This is a genomic window from Labrys sp. LIt4, from assembly GCF_017813775.1.
GTDB lineage: Bacteria > Pseudomonadota > Alphaproteobacteria > Rhizobiales > Labraceae > Labrys > Labrys okinawensis_A.
The window spans coordinates 160,142-174,019 of sequence record NZ_JAGIPY010000001.1 but is presented as its reverse complement, the minus strand read 5'-3'; the positions used below and the strand labels follow the sequence as shown (position 1 = coordinate 174,019).

The following is a 13,878-nucleotide window of genomic DNA, read 5'->3' as shown; positions in this document are numbered from 1 at the left end:
GCGGGCCGCTTCCTTGATCAGCCCTTAATTGCTTGCCATCCTCGCCGAGTTCACATTGTCTCCACGGCGGCCGCATGCGCATTCTTCTGATCGAGGACGATCCGATGATCGGAAAGGCGCTGCTGCAGGCCCTTGGCGATGCCGGCATGGCGGTGGACTGGGTCCGCGACGGCCCGGACGGTGAAGCCGCCCTGCGGCAACACGGCTATGCCGTCGTGCTGCTCGACAACGGCCTGCCCGGCAAGAGCGGCTTCGAATTGCTCCGCGATCTCAGGCGGGCCGGCGACACCACGCCCGTCCTCATCATCACCGCCAGGGACGACCTCGACCATCGCGTCGACGGGCTCGACCTCGGCGCCGACGACTATATCGTCAAGCCCTTCGAGATGCGCGAGCTGCAGGCGCGGATCCGCGCCGTGCTGCGCCGGCGCCATGGTGGGCAGGCCGTTTCCACGCTGGTCCATGGCGACCTCGAGCTCGATCTCGAAAGCCACCGCGTCACCTATCGCGGCCAAAGCCATGTGCTGACCGCGCGGCTGTTTTCCCTGCTGCTGGTCCTGATGGAACGCCCCGGGGCGATCGTTTCGCGCAGCCAGCTGGAGGAACGCCTCTATGGCTGGGGCGAGGAGGTCGAAAGCAACGCCGTCGAGGTGCTGATCCACGCCATCCGCAAGAAATTCGGCAAGGACATCATCCGCAATTCGCGCGGAGCCGGCTGGATGGTCGCAAAGGACGCTCCCTGATGTCGCTGCGCTGGTCGAGCCTGATCGCCATCGCCGCCGTGCTGCTGGTGGTCGGCGTCGGCGCTGCCCTCGCCTCCTACTTCGCCGTGCGGCGCGAAGCCCATCGCTTCCTCGACAAGCAGCTGCAGCAGGTCGCCGTCTACGCTCTCGATGCCCGCAGCCTGCGCCCCGCCGTCAAAAGCACGCGCAACCGCGAGGACGATCTCCTCGTCCAGGTCTGGGACGGCGCCGACCTACCGATGCGCTCGACCAATCCCGCCATCGCCATTCCGCGCAGCAGCGGCACCGGCTTCTCGAACGAGACCGTCGCCGGGCATGACTGGCGGGTCTACACCCTGGTCGAGGGACAACGCACGGCTCAGATCGCCCAACAGATCGAAGCACGCACCGAGCTGGCCGAGCATGCCGCCCTCGGTGCGGTCCTGCCGATCATCATTCTCATTCCGGTGGCCTGGCTCTTTCTTGGCCTGGTCATCTATGTGGTGATGAAACCGCTCGGCCGCGTCGCCGCCACCCTGTCCGAGAGGTCCGCGGCCGACACCACGCCCATTCCGGTCGCCGGTGTTCCCTCCGAGGTCCTGCCGCTCGTTGCCGCCATGAATGCCCTTTTGTCCCGTCTGCAACAAACACTCGAACGTCAGCGCCGTTTCATCTCCGATGCCGCGCATGAACTGCGCACCCCGCTCGCCGCGCTCACCCTGCAGATCGGCAATCTCCGCCCCCTCGCCCGCGGTGCGGCGCTGAACGCAAGGATCGACGACCTGGAGGCAGGCGCCAGGCGCGCCACCCATCTCACCAACCAGATGCTCCAGCTCGCCCGCCTGGAAGCCGGCACGGGCGGCCAGGACCGCACGCCCCTGGACTTCGGCGTACTGGCCGAGGCTTGCGTTACCGATCTCGAACCAATCGCCGAGGCCCGCGGACTGCTTCTGAGTATGCAGCGACACGGTGAGGTTCCGCTTGTCGGCGACACCAGGGAATTGCGGACGCTGCTCACCAATCTGATCGAGAACGCGCTGCACTACACCCCCTTGGGAGGCGCAATCACCGTCGAGACCTTCGATGATGGCAGGCGCGGCATCCGCATCACGGATAGCGGGCCGGGGCTCGAGCCTGACTTGCTCGAACGTGTCTTCGAACGCTTCTTCCGGGCCGCGCCGCAGCATGTCGAAGGCACCGGATTGGGGCTGGCGATCGCCAGGTCCATCGCCGACCGCCACGGCATCGCCCTCACCCTGGCCAATCGGGCGGACCGCAGCGGGCTGGTGGCCGAGCTCGTGATCCCACGCGTGGCGGCATGGAATACAAACTCGCATAAAGTTTGACCCACCAACTCCGTCATGGCGAGCGAAGCGAAGCAATCCAGGGGTTTGAATGCGCAGAGTTTACGGCCCCTGGATTGCTTCGCTTCGCTCGCAATGACCGGCCTGTCTTTATGGTCCCCGGTATAAGTCTGCCCTAAGTCTGCAGGGTTAGAACACGCCGACGACAGGTGGTCGGAGGCGAAGGTTGCGTAGCGGTTCTGTGTACAAATCCCTGGCCGGGCACGGCGTAACGGCTGCTGCCCGGTTGAGAGGCGTTCTTCTGGCCGCGAGCCTGGGCTGCGCTGCCATCCTGGCCGCCGGCGCGACTTATCTAGGCCTGCAATATTTCGGCGGCAATTTCCACACCGTGGTCGCCGGCGAGCTCTATCGCTCCGGCCAGCCCACGCCCGGGCGTCTCAGGCATTATGTCCGCGAGGCAGGTATCCGCACGGTGATCAATCTGCGCGGCAGGAATGCCGGTGCCGCCTGGTACGATGCCGAGGTCGCCGAATCGGCCCGGCTCGGCATTGCGCATATCGATTTCGCCATGTCCGCGTCACGCGAATTGAGCGGCCTCCAGGCGGACGCCCTCGTGCATGTGCTGCGCAACGCGGAAAAACCCATCCTGATTCACTGCGAAGGCGGCGCGGACCGCAGCGGCCTCGCCGCCGCGCTTTATCTCGCCGCGATCAGCAAGGCGAGCGAGGCGCAGGCGGAAAGCCAGATGTCCCTGCGCTTCGGGCATTTCTCGCTGCCCTTCCTGCGCAGCTACGCCATGGACGACACCTTCGAAAACCTTGAGGCGAGCCTCGGCTATACGAAGAGCTGAGGCCGTCCGCGAGATCGGCTATACCCACTCGCCCTTGCGCATCAGCGGCTCGGCCTTGCCGTCGGCGCCGATGCCGTCGATATCGATCTCGCCGGAACCGATCATCCAGTCGATATGGATCAGGCTGTTGTTGGCGCCGCGCGCCGCCAGCTCTTCCGGGCCTAGCGACCCGCCATTGACGAAGCACTGGCTGTAGGACTGTCCGAGCGCGATGTGGCTGGCGGCATTCTCGTCGAACAGCGTGTTGTAGAACAACAGGCCGCTCTGGGAGATCGGCGAGGAAAACGGTACCAGCGCGACTTCGCCCAGATGCCGGGCCCCCGCATCGGTATCCAGCACCTTGGCGAGAACATCCTTGCCGGTCGCGGCGTCGGCCTCGACGATACGCCCTTCCTCGAAACGCACGGTGATCTTGTCGATCAGCGTGCCTTGATAGGACAGGGGCTTGGTCGCAGAGACATGGCCGCTCACCCGGTCGCGATGCGGCGTGGTGAAGACTTCCTCGGTGGGGATGTTGGGATTGCAGGTGATGCCGTTCTTGGCCTTGGAGGAGCCGCCGAGCCATTCATGCCCGTCGGCAAGGCCGATGGTGAGGTCGGTACCTGGCCCGGTATAATGGAGGGCGGCATAGCGCCTGTCGTTGAGATAGGCGGCGCGGGCGTGCAGATTGCGGTTATGCTCCGCCCAGGCGGCGACCGGATCATTCGAATCGATGCGGGAGGCGGCGAAGATGGCGTCCCACAATTTGGCGACGGCAATCTCCTCCGGCTCGTTGGGGAACACGGCCTTGGCCCAGGCGGCGGAGGCGTAGGAGACGATGTTCCAGTTGATGTCGAAGCCGACGATGCGTTTTTGCGCCGGCTTGTAGGCAGCCGAGCGCGCTTGATTGGCGCGCGCGATCCTTGCCGGATCCTGGCCCGCCAGCAGCGAGGGGTCCTCGCCGGCGATGGCGAGGCGGGCGGCGCCGCGATCGAAGGCCGCGGCCATGCCGTCGAACAGCCAGCCCGGCGCGGTGTCGAAGGCCCCGTCGGGCGCGAAGCGGTAGCGCGCCAGCGTCGATTCCTCGTCGGAGAACAGCGTGGTGACCAGGCTGGCGCCGGCCTTGTAGGCGTGTTCGGTGATCCGGCGCACCAGCGGCAGGGCCTCGATCGAGGCCGTCATCACCAATTCCTGGCCGGGCGCGAGGCCGAGGCCGACCTTCACGGCCGTCTCGGCGAGCTTGTCGAGACGCTTGGAATGGCTCTCGGAGGAACTGGACATGGCAAACCTCAAAAGGGAACAATCGAGCGGGCAGACCAGCAATGATGCCCCGCGCCGTCAAGCCCTTTGTCGCCTCGATGGCGACACGAGCGGGATTAGGCCATTTCAAGACGGTCTGGAACTTGACAGTTCCGGCTTTCGCGCGGCATTTGCGCCGGGATTATGTGAGGAGACGCCATGGAAATCGCCCGCCTGCAGACCGTGATCGACGCCGCCTGGGAAGACCGGGCCCAGTGCAATTTCGAGACCAAGGGCGAGATCCGGGCAGCCGTCAACCATACGCTCGGCCTGCTCGATGAAGGCAAGCTGCGCGTGGCCGAGAAGGTTCCCGGCGCGACCGGCCGTGAATCCTGGCACACCCATCAATGGCTGAAGAAGGCGGTGCTGCTCTCCTTCCGCCTCAATGACATGACCACCATTGCCGGCGGCCCGGGCGGCACCCTGTGGTGGGACAAGGTTCCCTCCAAGTTCGAAGGCTGGAGCGCGACCGAATTCCGCCAGGCCGGCTTCCGCGCCGTACCCAATTGCGTGGTGCGCCACTCGGCCTATATCGCGCCCGGCGTGGTGCTGATGCCCTCCTTCGTCAATCTCGGCGCCTATGTCTCCACCGGTACCATGGTGGACACCTGGTCGACCGTCGGCTCCTGCGCCCAGATCGGCAAGAACGTGCATCTGTCCGGCGGGGTCGGCATCGGCGGCGTGCTCGAGCCGCTGCAGGCCAACCCGACCATCATCGAGGACGACTGCTTCATCGGCGCCCGTTCGGAAGTGGTCGAGGGCGTGATCATCGGCGAAGGCTCGGTGATCTCGATGGGCGTCTATATCGGCGCCTCAACCACCATCATCGATCGTGCCACCGGCCAGACCTACAAAGGCTATGTGCCGCCCTATTCGGTGGTGGTCTCCGGCAACCTGCCCGGCAAGCCCCTGCCGGACGGCCGCCCCGGCCCCTCGCTCTATTGCGCCGTGATCGTCAAGACGGTCGATGCGCAGACGCGCTCCAAGACCAGCATCAACGAATTGCTGCGCGACGGAAACCACTGATCCGCATCGGGGGCGGGTCTTCAGACCCGCCTGGAACTGCATCATTTGTCAAGAAAGAGGCGGGTCTGAAGACCCCCCCCCCCAAACCCCCCATGACTGATCTCAGCTTCGATCCCCGCGATCCCGTCGCCCTCACCCAAGCCCTCATCCGTTGTCCGTCCGTCACGCCAGCCGAAGGCGGCGCCCTGACGCTGCTGGCCGATGTGCTGCAGGCAAACGGCTTCGCCACCCATCTGGTGCCGTTCAGCGACGAGGATACGCCGGATGTCCTCAATCTCTACGCCCGCATCGGGCCGCCGGACAGGCCGGCCCTGATGTTCGCCGGCCATACCGACGTGGTGCCGCCGGGCGACGAAGCGCGCTGGCGCCATCAGCCCTTTTCGGGCGATATCGTCAACGGGCAGCTCTACGGCCGCGGCGCGGTGGACATGAAGGGCGGCGTAGCCGCCAGCGTCGCGGCGAGCCTGCGTCATCTCGATGCCCATCCCGAGGCGCCGATTGCCTTCCTGATCACCGGCGACGAGGAAGGCCCGGCCATCAACGGCACGGTGAAGCTGCTGGACTGGGCCGTCGCCAAGGGCGACCGCATCGGCCATTGCATCCTCGGCGAGCCGACCAACCCCGAGGCCCTCGGCGACATGGTCAAGATCGGCCGGCGCGGCTCGCTGTCGGGCATCATCACCGTGCATGGCAAGCAGGGGCATGTCGCCTATCCCCATCTGGCCATGAACCCCGTGCCGCAGATGGTGCGCCTGCTGGCCACCCTCACCCAGAGCGAACTCGACCAGGGCAGCGACCATTTCGATGCTTCCAATCTCGAAGTGGTGTCGGTGGATGTCGGCAATCCGGCCTTCAACGTCATCCCAGCCGATATCAGGGCGACCTTCAATATCCGTTTCAACGATCGCTGGACCCGGCAAAGCCTGGAGGAATGGATACGCGCCAAGCTCGACGGCGCCGCCGGCAACGAGGTGGCCTACGATCTCGCCTTCGAACGCTCGGCTTCCGAATCCTTCTTCACCCCGCCCGGCGCCTTCGTCGATGCGATCGTCTCCTCGATCGAAGCGGAAACCGGCCGCCGGCCTGTGCTGTCGACCTCGGGCGGCACTTCGGATGCCCGCTTCATCAAGAATGTCTGCCCGGTGGTGGAGTTCGGCCTGGTCGGCAAGACGATGCACCAGATCGACGAGCGCGTTGATATCCTCGACCTGGAAAGCCTGACCCGAATCTACCAGCGCATTCTCGGGCAGTATTTCGCCTGAGATTCGACGCTTTCAGGTCAAATTTGTCATTGCGAGCGCAGCGAAGCAATCCAATACCTTCATGAACCTCGTTTCCCGGCTTCTGGATTGCTTTGCTGCGCTCGCAATGACGGCTTGGAGACTATTTCGTCATCCGAAGGAAATTGTAAGACTCACAGCACCTTCACCACCGGCCACGGCGCATCCACGCGCCCGATCGGATTGGCCAGGGGCAGCCCGAACGGCTCGGCCGAGATCTCGAAGACGTCGCCGGGCTCCGTCACCACGCCGTCGGAGACGCTCAGCGTCGCCGTGCCGTAATAGTGCACATTGACGTCGCCGGGCCGGCGGAAGAGCTGGTATTTGAAGTGATGGCCCTCGAGATTGGCGATGGTATGCGACATGTTCGCTTCGCCGGTGAGGAAGGGCTTTTCCCAGATCACCTTGCCCTGGCGCAGGATGCGCGAGGTGCCGCGGATATCGGCGGGCGCTTCGCCGACCAGGAGCTCCGGCCCGATGGCGGAAACGCGCAGCTTGGAATGGGCGAGATAGAGATAGTTCTGCCGTTCGGTGACGTGATCGGAAAACTCGTTGCCGAGCGCGAAGCCGATGCGCCACGGCGTTCCGTCCGGGCCGTTGACATAGATGCCGGCCAGTTCCGGTTCCTCGCCGGCGTCGAGGGCGAAGGACGGTGACGGCAGACTGCCCTGCGGGGGAATCAGCGTCGAGCCATCGCCCTTGTAGAACCATTCGGGCTGCACGCCTTCCTTGCCGTGTGCCGGCCGGCCCCCGTCGAGCCCCATGCGGAACATCTTCATGGAGTCCGTGGCCTTCGACAGGTCGGCGAGGTCCTGATGCATCTTGTCGCGTCCCTCGGCGCTGCCGAGATGGGTCAAGCCGGTGCCCGCGACCATGACATGGCTGGGATCGGGGTGATCGATCGGCGCCAGCACCTCACCGGCAGCAAGAGCGGCCGCAAGGTCGACGGTTTCGCCCAGGCCGCGCTTTTCGATCTCGGCCCGCAGGCCGTAACCTGAAGCGATCGCGGCATTGGCGAGGTCCAGCACCGTCGCGGTGTCGCGAATGAGGCGCGAAACGCCTTCGCTGGTGGCGGCGACGGCGCGACGGCCCTGGTGGCGCAATTGGGCAAGGCGGAGGGGAGTAGGAGACACGCTGTGCATTCCTCAGACAAATTAGCGGACGCGCATCATAGAAAGCATTCGACAGAGCGCAACGGTAAAATGCGCGCCGGCATCAATTGCCGCCCCACGACGACGGGCCGAATTCTGATTCCGGGGAAATATTCGAAGGCGGCATCGTGTCGCGCTTTTTGATTTTGTTTAGGGTGGGCAGAAAAACAATTGCATCCCTGCTCAAATTGCGTTCAATTTGGGAACGGATCGTGTCGAATCTGCCAGCCGGCAAATGGTGGTCCTCCCTGCGTGACACGTGCCGCAGGCGACCGAGTGGGCTCCCGCGATGCGAATCCGCTGGGGTTTTCGCAGATGTTTATTCTCGATACTATGTTGAAGCGCCTGATTAATAAGGGTGCACTTACGGTTATTGATCCTGAAGGCCATATTCATACCTACGGGACCGGCCAGGGTTTTTCGAGCACCATTCGAATTGTGGACAAGGCAACAGCCTGGAAGCTTCTCACCAATCCGGAACTGGAAGTGGGCGAAGCCTTCATGGATGGACGCCTCGTCCTCGAAAAGGGCGATGTCTACGATATGCTCGCCCTGTTCATGCAGAATATCGGCTGGTCCACCTCGATCGGGCCGTTGAGCAATCTCGCCTCGACCGCCCGCAAGGTCGGCCGGCGCATCGCTCAGTATAATCCGGCCGGAAAGTCGAAGAACAACGTCGCCCATCACTACGATCTGAGGGACGAGTTGTTCGACCTCTTCCTGGATGCGGACCGGCAGTATAGCTGTGCTTATTTTCCCAGCCTCGACATCACGCTGGAAGAAGCGCAGGCCTACAAGAAGCGGCATATCGCCGCCAAGCTGCTGCTCAAGCCCGGCGTGAAGGTCCTCGACATCGGCTCGGGCTGGGGCGGCATGGGCCTCTATATCTCCGATGTGACCAAGGCGGATGTCACCGGCATCACCCTGTCGGAGGAGCAGCACCGGGTTTCCAACGCCCGGGCCCAGGCCGCCGGCATCGCCGATCGCGTGCGCTTCGAGCTGATCGACTACCGCGCCCTCGACCGGAAATTCGACCGCATCGTCTCCGTCGGCATGTTCGAGCATGTCGGCGTCAACCATTACGATGCCTATTTCCGCAAGATCGCCGCCTTGCTGAACGAGGACGGTGTGGGCCTCGTGCATGCCATCGGCCGTTCCGACGGACCCGGCGCCACCAATCCTTGGATCCAGAAATATATCTTCCCCGGCGGCTATTCGCCGGCGCTTTCGGAAGTGCTGCCGGCGATCGAACGCGCCGGGCTTATCGTCACCGATATCGAGATCCTCCGGCTCCACTATGCGGAGACGCTCAAGCATTGGCGCGAGCGCTTCAACCATCATCGCGACCAGATCCGTTCCTTCTATGACGAGCGCTTCTGCCGGATGTGGGACATGTATCTGGCGGCCTCCGAGGCCACCTTCCGCTGGGGCGGCCACATGGTCTTCCAGATCCAGGTGGCGAAATCGATCAACGCCGTACCGCTGACGCGCGATTATATCGGCGAGGCCGAGCGCCGTTTGCCGCTCGACCTGCAGCCGATCCCGGCGCCGACCCGCGAGGCCGCCGAATAAACGCTCACAGATTTTCGACGGCGGGTCGTTGAAGGCCCCTCCAGGCCATTTGCAGGAAGAGGCGGGTCTTCGGGCCCGCCTCTTCTTTCCGCTCCAGGCACATTCCTCTTTGTCGTCCAAGGCCGTGAGCGGGAGGAATGCGCAAGAAACTCCGCATACGATAGGAAGCCGCGACCGGGCTTCCGGAAAGCAGTCATGACCCAGTCCGCACCGGCCAGTTCCGCGCTGAGCCCCCACGAGATACGCTCGATCATCATCGGCGTGCTGGTGGCGATGTTCCTTGCGGCGCTCGACCAGACCATCGTCGCCACGGCGATGCCGACGATCGGCCGCGTGCTCGGCGATTTCGAGAACCTGCCCTGGGTCGTCACCATCTACCTGCTGACCTCGACCGCGGTGACGCCGCTCTACGGCAAGATGGCCGATATCGCCGGCCGCCGCGTGACGTTGCTGGTGGCGATCGGCACCTTCGTGGCGGGCTCGATCCTGTGCGCCCTCGCCCCGACCATGCTGACCTTGATCCTGGCGCGAGCCCTGCAGGGCCTTGGCGGCGGCGGGTTGATCTCGCTGGCCCAGACCATCATCGCCGATATCATCCCGCCACGCGAGCGCGCCCGCTACCAGGCCTATTTTGCCACCGTCTTCGTCTCCTCGAGCATCGCCGGCCCCGTGCTCGGCGGTTTCATGGCCGAAAAGCTCCACTGGTCGGTGATCTTCTGGATCAATCTGCCGCTCGGCCTGCTTGCGTTCTGGATGACGAACTCGGTGCTCAGGAAACTGCCGCGCCATGAAAGGCCGCACAGGCTCGATTTTCTCGGATCGGGGCTGATGGCAGTGGCCACCATCGCCCTGCTGCTCGCCCTCAGCCTGGGCGGGCCGCATTACGCCTGGACCTCCGCGCCGATCCTCGGCCTGTTCGGCCTCTCCGCCCTGTTCTGGATCGCCTTCGTCATTCGCCTGCGCACGGCGCCGGAGCCGCTGATCCCCACCGAAATCCTCGCCAATCCGGTGGTGGCGGCGGGCACCATCGCCGCCTGTTTCGGCATGGGCGTCTTCATCGGCATGACGATCTACATGCCGATCCTGCTGGAAGGCGTCTATGGCCTGACGGCGAGCCAGTCGGGCCTCGCCCTGATCCCGATGATGGTCGGCACCGTCACGGGCGCAACGCTGTCGGGCCGGCTGATGGCGCGCATCACGCATTACAAGCGCCCGCCGCTGATCGGGCTTGCCGTTTCAACCCTCTGCTTTGGCCTGATCGCGATCAACCCGCAGGCCTTGCCCCTGGCGGTGCTCGAGATCCTGCTGACGGCCGCCTCGCTCGGCATCGGCACCATGCTGCCTGTCACCACGGTCGCGATCCAGAACGCCGTGCTGCAGCACCAGATGGGCACGGCCACCGGGGCCATGAACTTCTTCCGCTCGCTCGGCGGCGCCCTGATCGTCGCAGTGTTCGGCGCCATCGTGATGGGAGGCCTGCCGGCCGATCTCGCCGCCAACGTCACCATCGAGACATTGGCGAAATCGATCGCTGCCGCCGGCAGCGACATCGGCTCGGTATTCCGCTGGGTGTTCCTGGCCGCGGCCTTCGGATCGCTCGCCACGCTTTGCGCTCTGCTGCGCATGGAAGAGCGGCCGCTGCGAACCAAGGTGGAACCAGCCTCGATGGCGATGGAATGACCGCCGGGGCATCTTGCGATTTGGCGCAATCGCCTCTTTTCATGCCCGCAACATGCTGTAAAAGCGCTTCCAGTCTCTTTCGGATTCCGCATCATGAGCCCTAATTTGAGCGTCCACGACAAGGCTGAAGTCCTCTCCGAAGCCCTGCCCTACATGCAGCAGCACGACGATGCCACCATCGTCGTCAAATATGGCGGCCATGCCATGGGCAGCGAACAGGTGGCCCGCGACTTCGCGCGCGACATCGTGCTGCTCGAACAGGCCGGCCTCAATCCGGTGGTGGTGCATGGCGGCGGCCCGCAGATCTCGGAAATGCTGAAGCGCCTCGGCATCCAGTCGGAATTTGCCGCCGGACACCGCATCACCGACGCCGCCAGCGTCGAGGTGGTGGAAATGGTGCTGGCCGGCTCGATCAACAAGCAGCTCGTCGGCTTCATCAACGCCGCCGGCGGCCGCGCGGTCGGCCTTTCCGGCAAGGATGGCCGCATGCTCACGGCCAAAAAGGCGACGCGCACGATCTACGACCCGGATTCCGCCATCGAGAAGGTGGTCGATCTCGGCTTCGTGGGCGAGCCGGACAAGGTCGACACCACCGTGCTCGACCAGATCATCCATTCGCAGATCATTCCGGTGCTGGCGCCGGTGGCCGCGTCGGATGACGGCGGCACCTTCAACGTCAATGCCGATACGTTCGCCGGTGCCATCGCCGGGGCGCTCGGCGCGACCCGTCTCCTGCTGATGACGGACGTGCCGGGCATTCTCGACAAGGACAAGAACCTGATCGAGGAAATCGACGTGGAAGGCATCCGCCGCCTGATCGCCGACGGCACCATCACCGGCGGCATGATCCCCAAGGTCGAAACCTGCATCTATGCCCTAGAAAAGGGCGTCGAGGCGGTGGTGATCATGGACGGCAAGGTGCCGCATGCCGTGCTGCTGGAACTCCTCACCAATCACGGCGCGGGTACGCTGATCCGGCGCTGAGGCGCGTCAGTGCCTGCTGATCCTGTCCAGCAGGCCATAGAGGCAGCCCTTGAAGAGAATGTAGCAGGCAATACTGACATAGCCATAGAATACCAGCTCTAGAAACTGCCGTATGCCGCCTTCTATCAGACCCATGACGCCATAACTCGTGATGTAATTAAAATTGGCTCGGAATAGCTCCAGCAGGTTGTAGGAGCTGACGGCGAACATCCCGCCGAAGATGCCCATGAAAGCGAAGGTGATGATGGCGTTCTTACGGAAGACGTAGAGCAAGGCCGCCTGCATAGCGTGAAGCCTTTCGACCAACCTGAGAGGACGTGGCACAACCTCAACCTGCTACGTCGAGCGGAGAAGCGTTGTTACAGGCGAAGGCTCCTGGCTATCCGCATTCGGACATTTTGGCCGGCCGCCAGGCAATCCATCCTTAACTTTGCCACCCGATGCTGCCATAAGGATGGTAGAGACGAACATGGATCAGAGCGTAGCAACAATCAGGGAAAAGCTGGCGGCGGATTTTGCCCGGGACTTCGCCCATGTCGACACATGGGTCTTCGATCTCGACAACACGCTCTATCCTCATCATGCCAATTTGTGGGAGCAGGTCGACAACCGCATCACCACCTGGATGGCGAATTACTACGGCGTCGACGGGCTCACGGCGCGCGGGCTGCAGAAATACTACTATCACCGCTACGGGACGTCGCTGCGCGGCCTGATGATCGACGAGGGTCTGGATCCCGCGCATTTCCTCGAATTCGCGCATGACATCGACCATTCGCCGCTGGAGCCCAACCCGCTGCTCGGCACAGCGCTCAGCCTGCTGCCCGGGCGCAAGCTGATCTTCACCTCGGGCACCACCCGGCACGCCCTGAACATCGTCAAACGCCTGGGCGTCGAGGAGCATTTCGCCGATGTCTTCGACATCGTCTCGGCCAATTATCTGCCCAAGCCGGCGGCCGACACCTATGCGAGCTTCTTCGCCCGCCACGACGTCGATCCCAGCCGGGCCGTGATGTTCGAAGACCTCTCCCGCAATCTGGTCGTGCCGCATGAGCGAGGCATGCGTACCGTCCTGGTGGTTCCCAAGCAGGATATCGAGATCGTGCGCGATGCCTGGGAAATCGAACGCGTGCAGGCCGAGCATATCGACTATGTCACGGATGACATTGCCGGCTTCCTGACCGATCTGTCGGCGTCGCTCTGACCCGCCATCATCGGCACCCTACCGAATAATACCGAATTAGTCGTCTTGCCCGCTTGGCGAAGAGGCCCGCGCGTTGCATTGTCGGCCCCTCGGGCCGCTCCGGCTTTCCCGCAGGGCGGCTATACCGCATGGGGTTGCATCATGCCCTTATTTCAGCCCGGTCTGACGGGCATCCTCATTCGTATCCCGCTCCTGCGGACTTTGCTCATCGCCATCTTCGCCAGCGGCGGCATCTTCCTGCTGGCGGGCGGAGCACAGGCAGCCGTGCGGGGTTATGCCACCGCCAATGTCAATCTGCGTGCCGGCCCCGGCACCCAATATCCCGCCGTCACCACATTGCGGCCGGGCGAAGCCGTGCTCATTCATGGCTGCCTCAGCGATCGGTCCTGGTGCGACATTTCCGTGCGTGGCGAGCGGGGATGGTCGGCGAACAAATATCTGTCGGCCGCCGCGAACCGCAATGTCGGCATCGGTGCGCTGGCGATCCCTGCCATCGTCTTCAGCTATGCCTATTGGGACCGCTATTATGCGCGCCGTCCCTGGTACAACACCTGGTGGGGCCATGGTCGGCCACGGCCGCCGTATCACGGGCCGGGCTGGCGCCCACGTCCCCCCGTCATCGGTCCGCCCGGAACGCGCCCTCCGGTGGTCCGCCCGCCAGGCGTTCGCCCGCCCGGCGTGAGGCCTCCCCATCATGGCGGCCCGCGACCGAAGCCGGTCTTCCGTCCCGGCCGGCCGGGAAGGCCGATCGGCAGCACACGGCCGATCATTCCGCAATGAGCCGGGCAAGGGCTACCTGAGCGGCCTTGTTATCGTCGCGGCCGCGA

13 protein-coding genes are annotated in these 13,878 nt (G+C 64.1%); 10 read left to right on the top strand and 3 right to left on the bottom strand.

Going from position 1 to position 13,878, the window contains the following annotated elements; genetic code table 11:
- Nucleotides 1–74: 74 nt before the first annotated feature.
- The 3 genes from J8I29_RS00780 to J8I29_RS00770 all read left to right on the top strand — a co-directional run bounded on the left by J8I29_RS00780 (nucleotide 75) and on the right by J8I29_RS00770 (nucleotide 2,876).
- The gene (locus tag J8I29_RS00780; protein ID WP_209430285.1) at nucleotides 75–743 is read left to right on the top strand and encodes a response regulator transcription factor; all 669 of its coding nucleotides are present in this window, start codon (nucleotides 75–77) and stop codon (nucleotides 741–743) included.
- Nucleotides 743–2,068 carry an ATP-binding protein gene (locus J8I29_RS00775; protein ID WP_209430284.1) on the top strand — a complete coding sequence of 442 codons (1,326 nt, stop codon included), beginning with the start codon at nucleotides 743–745 and terminating at the stop codon, nucleotides 2,066–2,068. Before J8I29_RS00780 ends, J8I29_RS00775 begins: the two co-directional genes overlap by 1 nt.
- Before the next feature lie 184 nt (nucleotides 2,069–2,252).
- Nucleotides 2,253–2,876, top strand: coding sequence for a tyrosine-protein phosphatase (locus J8I29_RS00770; RefSeq protein WP_245196523.1), 624 nt, complete (start codon nucleotides 2,253–2,255; stop codon nucleotides 2,874–2,876).
- Nucleotides 2,877–2,894: 18 nt separating this feature from the next.
- Here J8I29_RS00770 and J8I29_RS00765 read toward each other — a convergent pair whose 3' ends face one another.
- Nucleotides 2,895–4,136 carry an aminopeptidase gene (locus tag J8I29_RS00765; RefSeq protein ID WP_105864380.1) on the bottom strand — a complete coding sequence of 414 codons (1,242 nt, stop codon included), beginning with the start codon at nucleotides 4,134–4,136 and terminating at the stop codon, nucleotides 2,895–2,897.
- Nucleotides 4,137–4,313: 177 nt separating this feature from the next.
- Here J8I29_RS00765 and dapD point away from each other — a divergent pair, with 177 nt between their 5' ends.
- Together dapD and dapE are read left to right on the top strand one after the other, a co-directional pair.
- Entirely contained in the window at nucleotides 4,314–5,180 is an 867-nt protein-coding gene (gene dapD / locus J8I29_RS00760; protein ID WP_105864379.1) for a 2,3,4,5-tetrahydropyridine-2,6-dicarboxylate N-succinyltransferase, read from the top strand.
- Nucleotides 5,181–5,272: 92 nt separating this feature from the next.
- A complete protein-coding gene (dapE, locus tag J8I29_RS00755) occupies nucleotides 5,273–6,442 on the top strand; it encodes a succinyl-diaminopimelate desuccinylase (protein ID WP_209430283.1) in 1,170 nt (389 codons plus the stop codon).
- Between the two features lie 152 nt (nucleotides 6,443–6,594).
- Here dapE and araD1 read toward each other — a convergent pair whose 3' ends face one another.
- Nucleotides 6,595–7,593 carry an AraD1 family protein gene (araD1, locus tag J8I29_RS00750; RefSeq protein WP_348535964.1) on the bottom strand — a complete coding sequence of 333 codons (999 nt, stop codon included), beginning with the start codon at nucleotides 7,591–7,593 and terminating at the stop codon, nucleotides 6,595–6,597.
- A 456-nt stretch (nucleotides 7,594–8,049) separates the two neighbouring features.
- On the opposite strand from araD1, the gene J8I29_RS00745 reads away from it, so the two are divergent.
- From J8I29_RS00745 to argB, 3 genes are all read left to right on the top strand, one after another.
- Nucleotides 8,050–9,183: a cyclopropane-fatty-acyl-phospholipid synthase family protein gene (locus J8I29_RS00745; protein WP_348535963.1), complete on the top strand. Its 1,134-nt coding sequence runs from the start codon at nucleotides 8,050–8,052 to the stop codon at nucleotides 9,181–9,183.
- Between the two features lie 195 nt (nucleotides 9,184–9,378).
- Complete coding sequence (locus J8I29_RS00740) at nucleotides 9,379–10,863, top strand: MDR family MFS transporter (RefSeq protein ID WP_209430280.1); 1,485 nt, start codon at nucleotides 9,379–9,381, stop codon at nucleotides 10,861–10,863.
- Nucleotides 10,864–10,956: 93 nt separating this feature from the next.
- Nucleotides 10,957–11,847: an acetylglutamate kinase gene (argB, locus tag J8I29_RS00735; RefSeq protein WP_105864375.1), complete on the top strand. Its 891-nt coding sequence runs from the start codon at nucleotides 10,957–10,959 to the stop codon at nucleotides 11,845–11,847.
- A gap of 6 nt (nucleotides 11,848–11,853) precedes the next feature.
- Here the strand turns inward: argB and J8I29_RS00730 are convergent, their stop codons facing one another.
- Nucleotides 11,854–12,132, bottom strand: coding sequence for a hypothetical protein (locus tag J8I29_RS00730; protein WP_209430279.1), 279 nt, complete (start codon nucleotides 12,130–12,132; stop codon nucleotides 11,854–11,856).
- Nucleotides 12,133–12,316: 184 nt separating this feature from the next.
- Between J8I29_RS00730 and J8I29_RS00725 the strand changes: the two genes are divergently transcribed.
- Nucleotides 12,317–13,051 carry a pyrimidine 5'-nucleotidase gene (locus J8I29_RS00725; protein ID WP_105864373.1) on the top strand — a complete coding sequence of 245 codons (735 nt, stop codon included), beginning with the start codon at nucleotides 12,317–12,319 and terminating at the stop codon, nucleotides 13,049–13,051.
- A gap of 141 nt (nucleotides 13,052–13,192) precedes the next feature.
- The gene (locus tag J8I29_RS00720) at nucleotides 13,193–13,831 is read left to right on the top strand and encodes an SH3 domain-containing protein (protein WP_209430278.1); all 639 of its coding nucleotides are present in this window, start codon (nucleotides 13,193–13,195) and stop codon (nucleotides 13,829–13,831) included.
- Nucleotides 13,832–13,878 lie beyond the last annotated feature (47 nt).